At 48.5% G+C, this 17,842-nt stretch carries 17 protein-coding genes and 1 pseudogene; 3 read left to right on the forward strand and 15 right to left on the reverse strand.

The features are described 5' to 3' along the window. Nucleotides 1-269 precede the first annotated feature (269 nt). Nucleotides 270-1,484 carry an NO-inducible flavohemoprotein gene (gene hmpA / locus GQF01_RS10585; protein ID WP_161406746.1) on the forward strand — a complete coding sequence of 405 codons (1,215 nt, stop codon included), beginning with the start codon at nucleotides 270-272 and terminating at the stop codon, nucleotides 1,482-1,484. Here the strand turns inward: hmpA and GQF01_RS10590 are convergent. The 3 genes from GQF01_RS10590 to GQF01_RS10600 all read right to left on the reverse strand — a co-directional run bounded on the left by GQF01_RS10590 (nucleotide 1,479) and on the right by GQF01_RS10600 (nucleotide 3,863). Beyond that, nucleotides 1,479-1,985 carry a Crp/Fnr family transcriptional regulator gene (locus GQF01_RS10590; protein WP_161406747.1) on the reverse strand — a complete coding sequence of 169 codons (507 nt, stop codon included), beginning with the start codon at nucleotides 1,983-1,985 and terminating at the stop codon, nucleotides 1,479-1,481. The two genes, hmpA and GQF01_RS10590, sit on opposite strands and share 6 nt — an antisense overlap. A 61-nt stretch (nucleotides 1,986-2,046) precedes the next feature. Next, complete coding sequence (locus tag GQF01_RS10595; RefSeq protein WP_161406748.1) at nucleotides 2,047-2,562, reverse strand: hypothetical protein; 516 nt, start codon at nucleotides 2,560-2,562, stop codon at nucleotides 2,047-2,049. A gap of 125 nt (nucleotides 2,563-2,687) precedes the next feature. Then, a complete protein-coding gene (locus GQF01_RS10600; RefSeq protein WP_161406749.1) occupies nucleotides 2,688-3,863 on the reverse strand; it encodes an ROK family transcriptional regulator in 1,176 nt (391 codons plus the stop codon). Between the two features lie 173 nt (nucleotides 3,864-4,036). Here GQF01_RS10600 and xylA point away from each other — a divergent pair, with 173 nt between their 5' ends. Further along, nucleotides 4,037-5,356 (forward strand): xylose isomerase, encoded by a 1,320-nt coding sequence (gene xylA / locus GQF01_RS10605; protein WP_161406750.1) that lies wholly within the window; start codon nucleotides 4,037-4,039, stop codon nucleotides 5,354-5,356. Nucleotides 5,357-5,764: 408 nt separating this feature from the next. Here the strand turns inward: xylA and GQF01_RS10610 are convergent, their stop codons facing one another. The 6 genes and pseudogenes from GQF01_RS10610 to GQF01_RS35915 form a co-directional block, all read right to left on the reverse strand. Next, entirely contained in the window at nucleotides 5,765-6,271 is a 507-nt protein-coding gene (locus GQF01_RS10610; protein ID WP_161406751.1) for a CBO0543 family protein, read from the reverse strand. Nucleotides 6,272-6,281: 10 nt separating this feature from the next. Continuing rightward, on the reverse strand, nucleotides 6,282-6,761 hold the full coding sequence (locus GQF01_RS10615; RefSeq protein WP_161406752.1) for a CBO0543 family protein: 480 nt from the start codon (nucleotides 6,759-6,761) through the stop codon (nucleotides 6,282-6,284). Nucleotides 6,762-6,852: 91 nt separating this feature from the next. Then, nucleotides 6,853-7,056: a YiaA/YiaB family inner membrane protein gene (locus GQF01_RS10620; protein ID WP_268894347.1), complete on the reverse strand. Its 204-nt coding sequence runs from the start codon at nucleotides 7,054-7,056 to the stop codon at nucleotides 6,853-6,855. 42 nt (nucleotides 7,057-7,098) lie between these two features. Next, nucleotides 7,099-7,305, reverse strand: a pseudogene (locus GQF01_RS36620) (YiaA/YiaB family inner membrane protein); the annotation flags it as partial. Nucleotides 7,306-7,415: 110 nt separating this feature from the next. Continuing rightward, nucleotides 7,416-7,871: a hypothetical protein gene (locus GQF01_RS35910; protein WP_202556243.1), complete on the reverse strand. Its 456-nt coding sequence runs from the start codon at nucleotides 7,869-7,871 to the stop codon at nucleotides 7,416-7,418. 10 nt (nucleotides 7,872-7,881) lie between these two features. Next, nucleotides 7,882-8,655 (reverse strand): hypothetical protein, encoded by a 774-nt coding sequence (locus GQF01_RS35915; RefSeq protein ID WP_235959404.1) that lies wholly within the window; start codon nucleotides 8,653-8,655, stop codon nucleotides 7,882-7,884. Between the two features lie 188 nt (nucleotides 8,656-8,843). On the opposite strand from GQF01_RS35915, the gene GQF01_RS10630 reads away from it, so the two are divergent. After that, the gene (locus GQF01_RS10630; RefSeq protein WP_161406754.1) at nucleotides 8,844-10,133 is read left to right on the forward strand and encodes a glycoside hydrolase family 18 protein; all 1,290 of its coding nucleotides are present in this window, start codon (nucleotides 8,844-8,846) and stop codon (nucleotides 10,131-10,133) included. A 61-nt stretch (nucleotides 10,134-10,194) separates the two neighbouring features. Here the strand turns inward: GQF01_RS10630 and GQF01_RS10635 are convergent, their stop codons facing one another. The 6 genes from GQF01_RS10635 to GQF01_RS10660 form a co-directional block, all read right to left on the reverse strand. Further along, on the reverse strand, nucleotides 10,195-11,736 hold the full coding sequence (locus GQF01_RS10635; RefSeq protein WP_161406755.1) for a helix-turn-helix domain-containing protein: 1,542 nt from the start codon (nucleotides 11,734-11,736) through the stop codon (nucleotides 10,195-10,197). A 97-nt stretch (nucleotides 11,737-11,833) separates the two neighbouring features. Continuing rightward, complete coding sequence (locus tag GQF01_RS10640) at nucleotides 11,834-12,406, reverse strand: nitroreductase family protein (protein ID WP_161406756.1); 573 nt, start codon at nucleotides 12,404-12,406, stop codon at nucleotides 11,834-11,836. A gap of 45 nt (nucleotides 12,407-12,451) precedes the next feature. Then, entirely contained in the window at nucleotides 12,452-13,492 is a 1,041-nt protein-coding gene (locus GQF01_RS10645; RefSeq protein WP_161406757.1) for a FecCD family ABC transporter permease, read from the reverse strand. After that, complete coding sequence (locus GQF01_RS10650; RefSeq protein WP_161406758.1) at nucleotides 13,489-14,499, reverse strand: FecCD family ABC transporter permease; 1,011 nt, start codon at nucleotides 14,497-14,499, stop codon at nucleotides 13,489-13,491. The genes GQF01_RS10645 and GQF01_RS10650 overlap by 4 nt, the downstream gene beginning before the upstream one ends. A 66-nt stretch (nucleotides 14,500-14,565) precedes the next feature. Next, entirely contained in the window at nucleotides 14,566-15,555 is a 990-nt protein-coding gene (locus GQF01_RS10655; RefSeq protein WP_161406759.1) for an ABC transporter substrate-binding protein, read from the reverse strand. Nucleotides 15,556-15,888: 333 nt separating this feature from the next. Then, the gene (locus GQF01_RS10660; RefSeq protein ID WP_161406760.1) at nucleotides 15,889-17,598 is read right to left on the reverse strand and encodes a methyl-accepting chemotaxis protein; all 1,710 of its coding nucleotides are present in this window, start codon (nucleotides 17,596-17,598) and stop codon (nucleotides 15,889-15,891) included. Between the last annotated feature and the right edge of the window lie 244 nt (nucleotides 17,599-17,842).

A 17,842-nucleotide genomic window follows, 5' to 3' on the forward strand; every position in this document is an offset into this window, starting at 1 on the left:
GTAAAGTGAGATCTCTCGCGATCTTAGACGGCAAACGAAACAAAATGGGTTTGAATATCGAATGATAAGACCAGTCAGGCATCTATGCACTCCTGTCTCTTATAATGATATGGAAATTTGTTCATTTCTAGTATAACGCGAAAAAGATTGAAATGAATACAGACACAGATTGTTGTCTTTTCATGTGATTACAATCACATCTCAGCCATTTGCTTTTTCGTATACTTACCTCATAACCACCAAAACTTTTGGAAGTGAGGCGATTCCCTATGCTAAGTCAACATGCGATCAATATCATTAAATCCACGGTTCCCGTATTAGAAATACATGGTACAACCATTACGAAACGCTTCTACGAAATGTTATTCACTTCACACCCGGAACTGCTCAACATATTTAACCATGCTAATCAAAAACAAGGCAAACAGCAAACAGCTTTGGCTAATGCGGTTTACGCGGCTGCGCTGCACATTGACCGGCTTGAAGCCATTTTGCCCGTAGTGAAACAGATTTCCCATAAACACCGCAGTCTTGGGGTGAAGCCGGAGCATTACCCGATTGTCGGCCAGCATCTCCTTGCCGCCATTCAAGAGGTGCTTGGAGATGCGGCTACGCCAGAGATTCTTCAAGCATGGGCCGAAGCCTATGGCATCATCGCTGATGCTTTTATCGGAGTCGAAGCAGATATGTATCACCAAACCGAAACTCAAAAGGGCGGCTGGTCGGATTTCAAACGTTTTCGAATTGCTCGGAAGGTGAAGGAAAGCGATGTGATTACTTCCTTCTATCTTATGCCTGAGGACGGGGCTCCACTCCCGACATTTGAACCGGGGCAATATATCAGCATCAAGCTTGAGATTCCGGGCGATACGTACACCCATATCCGCCAGTATAGTCTATCCGACGCTCCAGGAAAGCCCTACTACCGAATTTCTGTGAAACGGGAAGATCCGATGGCAGACCGGCCTGAGGGGAAAGTTTCGATGTTCCTGCACCAAGGAACTAAGGAGGGCGATGCCGTACTGCTCTCTGCACCAGCTGGAGACTTCACGTTGGATCAACAAGATAGCCGTCCTGTCGTGCTTATCAGCGGCGGCGTAGGATTGACACCGATGGTCAGCATGCTGCAAACACTAACTGCCACGAATCCCGAGCGCCAAGTAACGTTCATTCACGCCGCTCAGAACGGTCAGCATCATGCCTTCAAGGGATCTATTGAAGAGCTCGCCATACAACATCCAGCACTTAACGTTTATTGGTGCTACGATAAGCCAACAGCTTCGGATCGGGCAGAGAACACTTTTCATAGAGAGGGTTACATGACACTGGACTGGCTTCAAAGCGTAGTGCCAACGTCCGCAGCAAGCTTCTACTTCTGTGGTCCTGTTCCTTTCATGAAAACGATCAACAACGCCCTGCGCGAGTGGGGAATTCCTGAAGAGGATCGACGCTTTGAGTTTTTTGGTCCTGCCGGAAGCTTATAATTTAGCAACTTTCTCCCGCAGGAGCCGGTTCACAGTCTCCCGCCGCAGCCCGATCAATTGGCCGATCTCTTCTTGTGTTAGCACATCTGTTAAAATCGTGGTGCCTAGGTAACTATGCATCCACTGCTCTAGCTTTTGCAGTTTCACCGTCGGTGTTACTTCGGTCAATTGATCAATGCGCTGCTGCATCATCCTTAGCTTCTCTTGGAGCTGCTGGGCAATGATTCGGAAGCGCTCAGGGTTGTGATCCAGCTCACGGTACCATTCCTCGGATGGAATGGTTTCGATCTCACTTGCCACTAGAGCAACCGCCGTCCCGTAATAGGGCTTGGGGCTAATCAGAGAATGGTGAGGAATCGTCTCCTCTGGCACAATGATATTGACGAGTGTGGCATGGCCGTCTTCATGTACGCGAACAATTTTGAGCAGTCCGCTCTTGAGCCGGTACAAGCCTCCTGATTCCCCTTGGCGAAACAGCGTCTCGCCTTTATGCAGCTTCATACTTCAGTCTCCTCTACGAGAAAAAGCGACAGCAGTTCTTATGCTGGTCGCTTTTATTTGTTTACAGTTCTTTTTTGATAGCCGTTGGTGTTGGCGCCAATTTGCTCAGTCTGCTGCGAAACTGCGACAAAGCGTCCGACCATTTCGTGATAACCGGCACTTGCTCGACTTTCCCAATGAGCCAAACAAACATGATTAGACCCAGCAGGGAAACCAGAACGGCAATTGGCAGAGCCCAAATCGAAGTCGCATGCGCAAAAAAAGGAATGAACGACACCGACAAGATCGGAGCTGCGTTCCATTTAAACACTTGAATAAGTGAAATCGTGATAATGGATGTAAGAAAAAAAGAGAGCGTACCGTTACTAATGCTGTACATCACACTTCCGAGGGTGACCGCAATAATCGCTCCCATCGTAATTCGCCCGACATCTTTAATTTGATCAACCCGATGCATGAACAGGAAGCTGAAAGCACCCAGCGTTGGATAAAAGACCATCCTCATTGATGGAAAATGATAGGATGCCCAGTAAGCACCCATTAAATAGCAGCAAACGACGAGCGAACGTAAAAGCATCGTTGATTTCCGTCCTTTAATTATCAGTCATAAGAGGCTTCAAAACCCTTCTTATTTTACAAAAGATCGGATAGGGGGTCAAATGCAATTTCATATATCTCATCCATGATTAACCACATTAATTACTAATTACCATCGATTGAAACCGTCGTTGAAGCAAAAAACTTCGATACCGCAAAGGAGGCCGCACCTAGAACGGTTGAACGGTCGCTAAGCTGGGAGAACTCCACGTTCAGCCGCTTCCGCGGAAGCGGCAAGGAGCGTTTCTCTAACAGCTGAAGCAGCGGCTTCATGAGCCACTTCTCTGCTCCGGCCAACCGGCCTCCGAGAATGATGAACTCGGGGTTATAACCGTTAATGATGTTAACGACACCAACGCCGAGGTAATACCCAAGCCGCTCGAACAGCGCGATGACCTTCTCATCTCCAGCTTCCGCCTTGCTCAGCAGTTTATCCAGCTGAGCGGGTTCCCCCAGCTCTAGGCGGGCTTGCTCCAGCAGCGCGTGCTCGGACGCGTACAGCTCCCAACAGCCTAAGCTGCCGCAGCGGCACTTCGGTCCGTCATGCTGGATCGAAATGTGCCCGATCTCGCCCGAGAATCCGGTCGCTCCACGGTACAGTTCTCCCTTAATAATGATGCCTGCGCCGATCCCGATCCCAATCGAGATGTACACGAGGTTCGCAGTGTCTTTCCCCGCCCCGAACTGTTTCTCTCCTACGGCTCCCGCATTCGCTTCATTATCAATAACGACAGGAATATGGAAAGTTTCCTCGATATCCTTTTGCAGTGGCACGTTCTCCCAGCTGAGGTTAGGAGCGAAGAGCAGATTTCCGTCATCATCGCAGATGCCTGGCACACCAATACCGATGCCTATGATGCCGTAGGTGCTCTGCGGCGCGCTGTCGATCAACTCGCGGATTGTTGTCCTCAGAAGCTGAATGACCGCTTCAACGGATGCGTTGTCATGCTGTACTCTTTTTTCGCTGATCACCTTGCCCGTTAAGTCTGTCAAAACAGCCAGTATATCATGGACGCCCAGATCGACACCGATGGCATATCCTGCCGTCCCATTGAACAGCAGCATCATCGGCTTACGGCCTCCGCTGGACTCGCCAGCGCCGATTTCATCGACTAGGCTGCTTTCAATCAACTCGTTCACGAGGCTGGATACCGTCGCTTTCGTAAGCCCTGTAATCTCCGCGATCCGTGCGCGGGATATAGGCGAATCTGTGCGAATATGGTGCAGCACAATGGATTTATTTATTTTTTTCACTAAATTCAGATCGCCTGTTTGTTTCATATCTAGCCCCCACACCGCTCCAATAGCTTATCTTTTCTTGTAATTGAACTGATTTTAACACGAATGACATCCTCACGCACTAACTAAGTTTGTTTAATGAATTTACAAACTTTCCGAATGATGCTATGATGACTGCATAAGCATTTATAAACTCATTTTTGGAGGCTGAATTCATGAGCTACTTTGATAACGTCCAACCAATTAAATACGAAGGCCGCACATCGACGAACCCGCTGGCATTTAAATTTTATAACCCTGACCAAGTGATTCTTGGCAAAACCATGCGTGAACATATGCGTTTTGCAATCGCTTACTGGCACTCCTTCTCTGCTAACGGCTCTGACCCATTCGGCAGCGGTACAGCTGTTCGTGGTTGGGATCAATACGCCGGCCTGGAGCTGGCAAAAGCGCGCGTTGACGCATGCTTCGAACTGCTGAACATTCTTGATGTTGACTACTTCGCTTTCCATGACCGCGACATCGCGCCAGAAGGCAGCACACTGCAAGAAACGAATCAATACCTGGATGAGATCGTAGGTCTAATCAAAGACAAAATGCAAGCTACAGGTAAAAAATTGCTATGGAACACAGCGAACATGTTCACGAACCCGCGTTTCGTGCATGGTGCTGCTACGACTAACAATGCTGATGTTTTTGCTTATGCGGCTGCACAAGTGAAAAAAGCTTTGGATCATGCTAAAGAACTTGGCTCTGAGAACTATGTTTTCTGGGGCGGTCGCGAGGGTTATGAAACACTGCTGAACACGGATCTGGGTCTGGAGCTCGACAACCTTGCCCGCTTCTTGCACATGGCAGTTGATTATGCCAAAGAAATCGGCTACACAGGCCAATTCTTGATCGAGCCTAAGCCGAAAGAGCCATCCAAGCATCAGTACGATTTCGATGCCGCTACGACGCTTTCATTCTTGCAAAAATACGACCTGCTTCCGTATTTCAAATTAAACCTGGAAGCTAACCATGCTACGCTGGCTGGTCACACTTTCGAGCACGAGCTTCGCGTTGCCCGCATTAACGGCGTTCTTGGTTCCATCGATGCGAACCAAGGCGATCTATTGCTCGGCTGGGATACCGACGAGTTCCCGACAGACCTGTACGCGACGACACTTGCGATGTACGAAATCCTTCTTAACGAAGGCGGAATCGGCAGCGGTGGCGTGAACTTCGACGCCAAGGTTCGCCGTACGTCCTTCGAACCTATCGATGTGGTGTACTCTCACATCGCAGGTATGGACTCTTTTGCACGCGGCTTGCAAGTCGCTGCCAAAATGATCGAAGACCGCGTATTCGATAACATTCTCGACACGCGTTACGCTTCCTTCAAATCCGGCATCGGCGCGGATATCGTGTCCGGCAAAGCAAACTTCAAGACGCTTGAAGCTTACGCGCTTGAGAACAGCCACAACATTGTTAACCAATCCGGCCGTTTGGAATTGATTAAGGCTACGGTTAACCAGTACCTGATTAACTCATAATTACCTTTACCAGGCGGAACTAACTCACGCCAGTAAAACCATAAGACTGTCCCTTAGATCAGAAATCTTAGGGACAGTCTTTTTCTTCTGCCCATCCGTTGCTTGAAATAACGCAGGTGGGCTTGATTTTAGTGCCTCAACTACCTCTCATATTGTACTTTGTACAACATAATTGCAGGTTTATGAGGCTTTCCTTCCCCTTCATTGTATAAAGTGCAATGAAATCACTGGATTTCGGCTCAACCATCAGCCATTGAGGGCAAATGGTTGCACAAAGTGCAATGTAGCTTACCCCTGCCTAGCAATTACGGCTAAATAGTTGTACAAAGTGCAACATACGTGGTACAGGCCATTCCGAGGCGAGACTCGGCGTTGGGATGAAGGGCTCGTTTTAATGCCAGCTTCCACTTAAGCTTGCTTAGCCCCGGGAACATCCACCTGTGCCTCTCCATCGTCACGTCCAAAAAACCAACGATTAAACACAAGCGAAAGCAGCAAAGTCGCCCATATGCTAATAAACGTCCAATACCAGCTCCAGGCATGATATTTGATTAGCTGGGTTTGCGTTTCAAGGATCACTTCAATCACCGTAATGGCTGTCGGAAAGGCCAGCACGAAGAAGAAGCGAGCCCATCCCTTTTTTACCTTCGGATAATAAATATTCAAATACACAGCAATGATCGGATACCCGATAAATTCAAACGTTAGACTCGAATAATTGCGATGAAGCTCTCTTACCGGATATTCCAGCCACTTGTGTTCCACAACGACAAGACCCAGAATCCAGTTTAAAAACTGCTGAAATAGAAAAGCAACATGCGCTTTACGACGGTAGCGTTTGGGCACAAGGAGCATTCCAATGGCAGAAATCGCCCACACAGCTAAGATAATGAGATAGTCTACCTTAACATTCATACCCGTCGTTCTACCCTTCCTTCTGTATCTTCCTTTGAAAAAACCATTCCGCATACCTTCTTACCGCATTCAAGACTAGCCATAAGAGAACTATGTGAAGAACAATATTGAAATGCACATATCTCAGAATTTCTGTATAGCTGGAAATTAACATTAAATAGATCGCCAAGAATATGACGACACGAAGGTGATAAAAAAACCTGATGACCCCCGAGTTCTGACTTGGATAATAAAGTGCAAACAGTGTTGAAACCAGCGGGAAAAAGAGATAATTATTAGTGAAGTTGCTCCCCGAGGCAATCGGAAATTCACGAACTGGATTCTCAATGGCCTGCCATTCGACTAACAGCAAGCTCATGATCCAAGTGATCATCTGCGTAAATAGGAATATCAGAACGGCCTCCCGAGTTCGATGTTTCGGTATCTTGATCGGTATGATAATGAGACAAACGATCCAAACGATGATCAAAATAACTCGTTCCATTGTCATGGTTCTCAGCCTTTCTGCATGAAATCTCCTAATTCCCAATATGCCCGAATTGCTTCCAATTATCCCCGAGGTGAAAAAGAAGAGCTTTAACTTACAGCTCTTCGATATTTTTTTCTATAGGTTGCAGCGGCTCATCGTCGTTGTTGTCACGCACTGTTTTTTGGAGCACGAAGGAAGACATGGTAAGGAATAAGGCCGTAACTGCGTAATACCCTTTGACAGAAAGCAGTTGTTCGAGATTAATGATGCCGATGAACATGCCCAGCAGTGCAAGTGCGAAGGAGCTCCAGGCCAAGAAAGTGAAAGCCGATGTGTTGCGTTTCCGGGAATCGTAGCCGTCTTCTAAATTATCACGGATGACTTTCTGCAGCACGAACGCAGACATCGTCAGGAATAAGGCGCATACCGCGAAATAACCTTTTACACTTAGTGACTCCTCTAGCGTATATATCCCGATAAACATGGCCAGAAAAGCGCCGATAAATGATGCCCATGCCATAAAAGTAAATGCCGTTGTATTCCGTTTGCGCGTACTCTGTATCATCTCGGAAATCCCCCTGCGGCTGCTGCTGCAGCCAATTAGTATCTTGCTCTTGATACTTATTATAGGAGAATGAAAACATTCCAAATAGTACTATTTACCAATAGTACCCCTCAATCGCAAACAGCCACACCTAACGCCATATGCTCCCAGAACATCGTCTGGATGTACTTGGCCTCTTCCTTGGTACAGTTGACGAGAACGACCACTTCGGTCTTCTTGCCCGGTGCTGGATTCTTCACGCCTTTCTTCTTTTTATGCAAAATATCAATAATGAGCCCTAACGTGAACCCCACAGCCGCGCCAATCAGCCCCCAAAGAATCGCTCCGCCTTTTAATATAAACCCATAAGTGGAACCTATAACTGTGAAGGCTGTGGCCAAGGCCGCGCCCGCGTCAAATAAACTAACGCCATCAGATCCATGGATGCTGTCGAACATCCTCTTCTTGCTTGGTCTTTCCTGTAGCGGGACCGCATAAATGTTTTCCTTGAGAATACCTGCTTCTTCAACAGCCGTTATCGCAAGCTCCAAATAAATTGAATGTTCAAATGACGCTATGACATGCATGGTATCCTCCTCATTTTCGCAGCGGTGATTTAGGAAATGAAAATTGCCCAGGCTGGTAGCTATTTTTTAACATGACCGCCTGTTCGTGATCAAATAGCTTGTTGTACTCGACCGTATTCACGTAAGCATCGTAAACGGCGAATCCATAAATGGAAGGCAGAAAGAGAATCCAATGCATATGTAGAACGCTGCCTGCTCTCGTTAGATCCCAATACAGGAGATAATGAATTCCTTCAAGCAGATGAGACCAATAGGATACAAGGATCCAGTTACCCAGAACAAAGAAGGCATTAATAATACGATGGGTATAAAGCTGCCCCATTCCCGGCATCAGCAAGGACCAGACAATTGCTAGCCAAGGGGCGCGTTTGTCTAGATAGTTTATTTCCATTCCGGACATTTTGAACGGTTCAATGGGTGCATTTTCCCGCCTGGCAAGCAAATATTGATGATTCATATCCACTGCCGTGCGATAAGTATCATAGATAGAAAATAAATAAACAGGAGCATAGAGAGACATCCACCGGATGTTTAACACCTCATTGGCCCTATCGAACTGCCCTGTAAAGGTGTACACAATAGCTTCGTTTAGATGCATCTGACTGTTAATCAGCATCTCCCAGCCAATCAGCATAAAGCCGCGAAAGTACTTGGATAACAGCAAATGTCCGAAGCCTGGAAAAGCCGCAGACCACCAAGCAATAATATAGGGATTCCGCAAGTGCAGCTGGGTAATGCCTAATAAACTGACGAAAGCAATTTGGCGGCGCGGTTTCTGTGGCATGTGCAGCATCCTTATGAAGAATAAGTTTCCAGTTATTCTATTATCTTCGCTAGCGAGCAAGATATGCATCCGTTTTCGACAATTGTTTATGTGTAGACATACACCCACCTGCCTCACTTGGAATATGGTAAAGAAATAAGTAGGCTCGGATATGGTTCCTTGCTTACGTTAGAAAGTGAGGAATCCCCATGCAAATCCACGTTGTCCAGAGAGGACAGACGTTATATCGCATTTCGCAAACATACGGTGTGTCCGTGGATACGATTGCCGCAGCCAATGAGATGACTCCCAGCCAATCGCTGGTGATCGGACAGGCATTGGTCATTCCAATCGTAGGCTCGTACTATTGGGTGCAGCCCGGCGAAAGCCTCTATTCGATTACACATAGGCTCGGTCTTGATCTCCATGAGCTCGCATCTATCAATGGGCTTACCTTGTACCAGCCATTGCCCGTTGGCTTCCGGCTCTATATCCCTCCCACTCCCCGCACACAAGCCGAAGTCAATGCCTACTTGGAAGCACGGGGAAACGAGGTCTCCCCCGTCCTGCTTCAAGCCGCTAGGGAAGCAGCCCCACACCTTACGTACCTAGCCCCCTTCTCCTTTCGCATTAAGCGGGATGGCACCTTGCAGCCTCCACCTCTCAACGATCTTGGTGGAATCGCCTCGCAGAACGGCGCCACGCTGATGATGGTTGTGACCAATCTGGAGAATGATCAGTTCAGCGCGGAGCTCGGGCATATTATTCTCACGGACGAAACCGTTCAGAACCGCTTGCTCCAAACCATTTTGTCCACAGCTAAGGAGCTTGGCTTCCAGGATATTCATTTCGATATTGAGCATCTGTACCCGGATGATCGCGATGCTTATAACCGCTTCCTGCGGAAAGCGGCGGATCAAATTCATCAACAAGGCTACTTGATGTCCACAGCCCTCGCGCCCAAAACCAGTGCAGCCCAAGCCGGCGAATGGTACTCCGCTCACGACTACAGAGCGCACGGCCAAATCTCGGATTTCGTCGTGATCATGACGTACGAATGGGGCTACAGCGGCGGTCCCCCTATGGCGGTCTCACCCATCGGCCCCGTGCGCAAAGTGCTCGAGTATGCCATCAGTGAAATGCCGGCATCCAAAGTCATGATGGGCCAGAACTTGTACGGCTATGACTGGACGCTGCCCTTCGTGAAAGGCGGCCCATTCGCCAAAGCCGTCTCTCCGCAAGCTGCGATTGATTTGGCTCGCAAATATAACGCACAAATTTTATACGATTACACAGCGCAGGCTCCTCACTTCAACTATTGGGATGATGCCGGCAAGGAGCATACGGTCTGGTTTGAAGATGCCCGCTCCATTCAGGCCAAGTTCCGTTTGCTGAAAGAACTGGGCTTACGCGGCATCAGTTACTGGAAGCTGGGGCTTAGATTCCCACAAAACTGGCTACTGCTGGAGGAGAATTTCAAAGTCGTCAAACGTGCATGACGGCAAAAAAACGTCAGGAGTTTGACTCTCCTGACGTTTTGACTATAACAACAAGGCTGGATTACTCCTCCCATTGCTCCAAGCTATCGATGATTTGATGCTGACCGGTCGGCACCCAGCTCATTCTGACCCAGTTCGGTATGAGATGCGTTCTAAGATGCTGCGCAGCTAACGCCCCGTGCCCGGTTGGTACCTTCAGCAACTGACTGTCCGCAAGTGAGTCCTCGTACACCAATAAATAATCGGTTTCGAACGACATCAGGCTCTCATACGTAACATCCTTATTCCTTTGGTTCCAGGGCACACAGCTGCCCGGCTGCAGCCCCAACTCGGCGTAAAGGAGATCACTCAATGGGTGGTCCTTTCTCCCTTGGAGACGAATCTTTCCGGCTTGCAGCCTAATCATGGAAACTGTTCTATTGCCGAACGTATGGAAGAGACGCTCCCTCGCTGTTGACACTCTGGCAGCAAGTTGAAGGCAGTTCTGCCTTGCCTCCGTTTCTCGACCAATCAATTCAGCCAATTGCATATAGGCCGTCCGCCAGTCCATGCTGAGACGAAGAACAACCGTAGGGGCAATCTGTTTCAACTGCTCATAGATAGGCAGGTGCCTAACATCAGCAAGGATGACGTCCGGGCTATACTCCCGCATTTGCTCCAGTTGAAGCTCCACAAGGTGCCTATCCTCGCCTGAACGTATAAACCGATATCCACTCAACTCAAAAGTATCCTCAACACCCAAGGAGTGCAAGCAATCCTTATATCCGAAGCAGGAGGCTGAGGCTACCTTCAATTGTTTTCTTCTGATATAAAACGCTGGAGATAAACCTACAGACTTCTTGAACATCCTGCTAAAATAAAACTCGCTGCCCATGCCGACGGCGCTGGCGGCTGATTTGACCGAGCATCCGGGTTCGTCCAAGAGCCGTTTGGCGGAATCTATGCGGATTTGGTTCAGATATTCAACCGGAGACATATTCTTGGCTTTCTTAAAACTCCTCGAATACGAGGTAGGCGTAAGGCCTACGAGATTCGACAAGGTCTCCAGCTTGATCTTTTCATTGTAATGCTGATGCATATAGCTAAGAGTCTCATCAATGCCGACTGAGGTCTCCCCTGCTTCACACTGCGACCCAAACTTCTCATTCATCTCACATAAAAGGCTCTGGAAACGCATCTGCAGTCCGGCATCCGTTAAGCTGCGGCCCTTGCTCTCTTCATACAGGCTTTCAACATCGTCCAGCAACGGCCTCATCATAACAGAACTCAGCTTGCCTAACGGCTTAGCAGTCTGCGGCGAGCAGCTCCAATCACCTTTGCGCCTTGCCACTGTCAGCTTATGGACGGCAAGGAGATAGACTTCCACTGTCTCCGACTCTTGGAGCACGTCGAACGCCTGGCCCGGCATTAGCCATAGGCATAGCCCCGGCTTAATGGGAACCGTTTGCTGCTCGGTGTAGAGATAGCCCTTCCCGTGAATGACGATGACCAGCAGCTCGCCTGGACTTATCCTTGTCTGCAAGGAATTCCTGTTGTGATAGCAGCGCTTACGGATCGAAGAGAAATAGACGAAAGCGAATTCGGAACCCGAAGCCGGAAACATGCAGCATTTCCCCCTTTTCAAATCGAAGAATGAGAATCATTATCATATACTTCCTATCATATATGCTCGTTCCCGACTTGAAAAGGTTTTTAGTCGTTTATTTATCAATAATCGTTAGCAACTCTTCTGCAGGGGTGCGCTTCTGTACGGATGGAATGACTTCCGGATAGCCAATATGCAGGACACCAACAATCTTCTCCTCCGGCTGAATGCCAATCGCTTCCCGGAAATTCGCCTCATAGTTATAGTGGTTTGTTTTCCAAACGACGCCTAGGCCTTGTTCCCATGCAGCGAGTTGGAAATTTTGAATGAGCGCGCAAGCAGCTGCGTAGTCTTCATCCCACTGTTTTTGACGTGTATCCTCTTTCAGCACCACGACTAGATGGACAGGCACCTCCAGAAAGTATTCACGCTTGCGTTTCCCATACTTTACTCTTTCTTCGCCAGAGTAGGTTTCCAGCATCGCATCTGCCAGAGCAGCCCGCCCTTCACCTTTGTACAAAAGAAAACGCCAGGGCTGTCTGTTCTCGTGATTCGGCGCCCAAATCGCCACATTCAGCAGTTCCAACAGCAATTCGTCTGAAACCGGTGTGTCCTTAAACGTCCTAATTGTTCTTCTACCTTTAATAACCTCGGCAATAGGGCTGCCTTTAGATTCGGATAAGCTCATCTTCATGCTCCTCTCTCGTTTCGGTAAAATAAGCAAACACTTCTGTCATGAGTTCCGTTTGGTATACAGCAAATAAATGAAGAATGGCGCACCGATGGCAGAGGTAAATACCCCAACCGGAACATCAAGCGGAAGGAAAAGCGTGCGGCCCACAAGATCCGCCAGCATGACAACCATACCGCCGAGCAATGCAGCGACGGGCAGCACATTTTCAAAGCTGGAACCGACCAGCTTCCGGGCCATATGCGGCGCAATCAGACCAACGAAGCCTACGCCGCCCGCTACGGAGACGGCCGAACCGGCAAGCGCTACACTGATCAGCAGCAGGATCAAGCGATTTCTCTCCACAGCGCTGCCGGCGCTTGCAGCGAGATCATCACCTAGCTGACCGATATTGATATGCCGAGCCATGATGAACGCAAGCGGAAGCAGCAGCACCGTCCATGGCAGGACGGTGAGAACATTTTCCCAATTCGACGCGTACACCGAACCTGTCAACCATAGATACACTTGTGCTGGATCATTCGTTGGGCTGAACACAAGCATCATTGTTGTCGCCGCCGACATCAAGGCAGCCATACCGACACCGACTAGAACCAGTCGGACCGGCGTGATCCCTTTTTTCCAAGCGAGCGAATAGAGGATGATAGAAACAATGGCCGCCCCCAGCATCGCCGCAACAGGCAGCCAGCGGATACTGAAGACGCCAAGAAAATACGTCAAGAAGGTCACTGCACCGACGGAAGCTCCGCCAGTGACGCCCATAATATCAGGTGAGGCTAACGGATTACGAATAATGCCTTGCAGAATAGCACCTGCCGCCGCCAAAGAAGCGCCAACCAAGAGGGCTACGATGATGCGGGGAAGACGGATCTTCTGAATCACCATCGTGTGATCCTCCGCCCCCATGCCGAAGAGGCTGCGTACTACATTCAGCGGAGAAATGACCATTTCCCCGAGCCCCGTGCTAACGATCGCAATGACAATACAAGCAATCGTCAGCATGAACATGATGCGTAGGGATTTCCGATGTACGAGTAATGAGATGGCTCCGCCCTTGAACCGAATTGTGTTGTATAGCTTCATGATTTGGCCAGCCCCTTCCGCGCTATATAGATGAAGAAAGGAACTCCGATGACTGCGGTCATGACCCCAACCGGCATTTCCTCGGGAATTGCAATGAACCGTGCGCCAATATCCGCCACCATGAGCAGAATCGCTCCGAGCACCCCGCAATACGGAATCGCCCATCGATGGTCTAAGCCGCCGAAAAACCGTGACATATGCGGGATAACGATACCGATAAAGCCAATAGGACCTGCAACCGATACGGAGCAGCCAGCTAGCACAACAATGAAGATGCCGGCGATGGATTTAATAAACACCGTCTTCTGCCCTAGCCCTTTCGCCGCTTCTTCCCCCATCTGCAGCAGATTCATATCCTTGGACAGCAGCCAAGCGCCAACCCATGCGATAGCCAAGTACGGCAAAACGGTAATGAGAAAATCAGGAGAACGCCCTGCAACCGTACCTGTCAGCCAGAAGAGCACCGTACCGATCCCCTGCTGGTTCAATACTAGAACAGCTTGAGTAAACGATGCGAACAGCGCCGTCATAGCAGAGCCGGCCAGCACGATCTTAAGCGGCGTCAAACCGTCCCTCCCGATAGATCCCAGCATATAGACCGTGACAGCACCTACCGCCGCTCCGATAAAAGCAATCCACATCAACACTTGCAGCGATGAAACGGAGAACGTAACCGCAGCCAGTACGACGAAGAAGGAGGCTCCTGCATTCACGCCCAGTACGCTCGGCGACGCCAGCGGATTGCGGGTCAGCGTCTGCATGAGCGCACCGGCAATTGCCAAGCTCGCGCCGACGGCTGAGGCGATGCAAGCTCTCGGTAATCTTGTCGTGCGCAAAATAATTTGCTCATTCACTGTCTCGTCATAGTGAAAAATCGACGCCCACGCCGTCGCCAAATCGTACCGCGTGGTGCCAAAAAGAATGCTCGCGACGAAGCAGCCGAGCATAACAAGGACAAAAACCAACAACCAACCAGCTCTCCATAAGCTCGTTTTATTAAGGTTCATCTTGAGAGTCTCCCTATGCTCGTAAAGGAATGAGCGATTAGATCGCTCATTCCTTTACGTATTTCATTATTTAATATCAAAGTATTTGTAGAGATCAGCCAACATGGCCTGCGCAGCCATCGAGCCTCCCGCCAAGTTCCATGTAATTGCGTCAACTTTGAAGTACTTGCCGTTCTTAACGCCTTTAAGATTTTTCCAGAGCGGATGCGCGGTCCAATCATTTTGGGATTTCTCAACCGCTGGCTCTTCAGCATTCAGCCTTGTGATGTCAAATATGTAATCCCCATCCAGCGATGGCATCTGTTCCTTGGTCGTCAAGTTCAAAACAGCCTTGCCTGGTTCAAGAATTTGCGCTTTCGGACGCGCTAGGCCTAATTCTTTGAAGATCGTACCGGCAAATCCTGTTGCATAGAAGCGTGCGCTGCCGTCTCTTTCGAAGCGGACGATCGAAACTTCTGTTTTCGCCAGTTTGTCGCCTACTTTTTGTTTGAATTCGGCAACCTTCTTATCCCAATCTGCGAGGATTTTGTCCCCTTCTTCTTTTTTGTACAGTGCGTCAGAAGCATATTTCAAATTCGCTTTCCAGTCGAAGATTTCTTCTGTAATAATCGTTGGCGCGATGCTGCTAAGCTGCGGGTAAAGCTTCTCATGACGAGCTTTCGTCCCGATAATCAGATCCGGCTTAAGCGCAATGATTGCCTCAATGTTCGGCTGCGTCTCTTCCCCAAGATCCTTCACTCCGTCCATCTTGGCGCGAAGATAGTTGTACCATGGCTTCTCTTCCCAGGATTGAACCGAACCTACCGGTTTCACACCTAGATGAGCCGTAATATCCGTCATGCCGTTGAACAAAACGACAACGCGCTCAGGTTTCTTCTTGAGCGTCACTGTACCCATCGCATGCTTGATCGTTTTCTCTCCTGCATCCGTCTGTGGTGCCGCAGTTGCTGCCGGTGCAGCAGGACTTGCGCTTTCCTTCGCTGTCGGTGCGGATGCACCGCAAGCCGATAGTGCAAGTGTCAACACTAAGACAAGTATTACTTGTAATGCTCTCATTTTCTTTCTTCCTCCTTGTTCAGCAAGGCAACCAAAGACGATGATCGAGTCATCTCTATTTGAATGCGAATGCCAGTCCCTATTTAATTGATAATAATTATCATTATCATTATATAGGTGTAATATGGCATTGTACATATCCGATTTTATCTATTTTCTTGTCTTATTCTTTCCTGTGTGACTTTCTCTACCGATTTTAGCCGGCCAAAACGCAGCGCAGCAGCAGGGCGTGGGTGCCGTTTCCGGGATAATAAATTCTTCTCATTCAAAAAAAGGACAGAATGTCAGCGGATAAACTGACTTTCTGCCCTTCCTGTCCTTCATACCCTCCGTCTACACCCGGAAACGGTCAACTGCTTGGTGAAGCTGCCCTGCCATGTCAGACAACGTCCTGGAGGAGGTAGAGAACTCCTCCATCATAGCGAGTTGTTCTTCATTCGCTGCTGCTGAATCCTGACTTGCAGCTGCTCCTATATTCGCTGACTCCGTAACGTGCTCCATATGCGTAACGACTTCGTCGCTGCGGGTCGTGACCTGAGCAATCGCCGCGCTCACATCCGCCACTTTCATCAAGACTCCGCCAAATGCTTCTTTCATCGATAATAGTGAATCATTTACTTGCTGTGAAGCGATCACACCATCCTCCGTCAGCTTCATCCCTTGACTCATTGCCGTATCTAAGTCCCCTGCTTTGCCCTCAATCTCATTCAGAAGATTAGCGATTTGTTTCGCCGCAACATTCGTTTGCCCAGATAACTTCTGCACCTCTCCCGCTACAATGCTGAATCCTCTGCCCGCTTCCCCCGCTCTGACAGCTTCAATAGCCGCATTCAAGGCCAACATGTTTGTCTGCTTCGCAATCTCCGTAATAACACGAATGATGGAGCTTATTTGGCCACAGCTGTAGCGCAGTTCGTTCGCAGTAGTCCCCGCCGCCGAAACTTTGTCAGAAACAAGCCCAATCCGCTCCCGCATTCTCTCTACAGCATCCATTCCGGCTATTGACACCTCTGCCGCCGATTCTGCCAACTGCGCCATATGACGACTGTCTTCACTAATAGCAGCCATTTCGTCTTTCACAACCTGTATGGTATGCAAGGTCTCTGTGACAATCGCTACCTGCTCTTGGATGCCTTGCGACAAAGAGTCTGTCGATACAGCAATCGTCTCCGCAGCCAGCTTGCTTTGTTCCGCATTGCTGGCGAACTGGTCAGCCTGCTGTGTGAGGACATGCGCGCCTTGTTGAACATTGCCGATAAATGCTCGCAGACTGATTAACATGGATTGGAACGAACGTTGTAGATTGCCAACTTCATCTTTAGAAGCAACGCTATCTAATGAAATGGAAAGATTGCCTGCTTCCGCTTCAGCCATGAGGAGCTGCATCGCATGCAGCGGTCTGACAATGAGTGTTGACAGCCATCTGCCTATCACATAAAAAATGCCGATCGCGCAAATCGAGGTTATAATCAATGTCCACATCAGGCGCTCATACTGCTGGTTACGTTCTTTGTTTAACGTTTCTGAAGTTTCCAACCGGTCATTCAACAAGCTCTCCACATAACCATGAATGTCTTCCATTGTGCCTTTAATGTGTGTTTTATAAGACTGATAAGCCTCACTCATCTGTCCTGAAGCCGACAGAGCCTCCACTTTCCGCTGATCTTCCTCATAAGCGATTAGCGCCTCTTTTAACTTGGACATCCATAATGTCGCAACGGGTTCCCCTTCCAAGGATACTTCGTAATCTTGCAACAATTGACTGGTTTTAACCCGCGTTTTGTTAATCTCATTACCCAAGACGTCCTTGTAGTGGCTGTCAGGTGTTAGGATATGTTCCAGGAGCCTATCGTTCATGGTATGAATATTGCTCTCGACTTCATTAATCCAAGTTGTTGGCAAATAATCGCCTTGATACATCTTTTCCGCTTTTTTGTTGATATCACTGAGAAAAAAGAAGCTCGTCACCGTCAGGACGATGAGAAAAACGACAGCCAACACATTCAACACCAAAATTTTCATGCTAATTTTTAAATTTCCCACGATGTCCCTAAACCTGCTCTTCTTCACTATCTCATCTCCCCATGTGTAATCTGCTTTTAAATATACAGGGCATTCAAAGAGTTAACAATAAACACAATTAAAATTTATTTATTTTATTTTCATTAATTGGTTTACGTTGTTTTGTGAAAAAAAGAAACGTTATTTATCATCCCAAGGTTAAAATTCGGTAGATATTGTGACAGCTATTCATTTCGTCCTCTTATTATCCGATACTAAATAGGTT

Source organism: Paenibacillus silvestris (assembly GCF_009882985.1).
Taxonomy (GTDB): Bacteria; Bacillota; Bacilli; order Paenibacillales; family NBRC-103111; genus Paenibacillus_E; species Paenibacillus_E silvestris.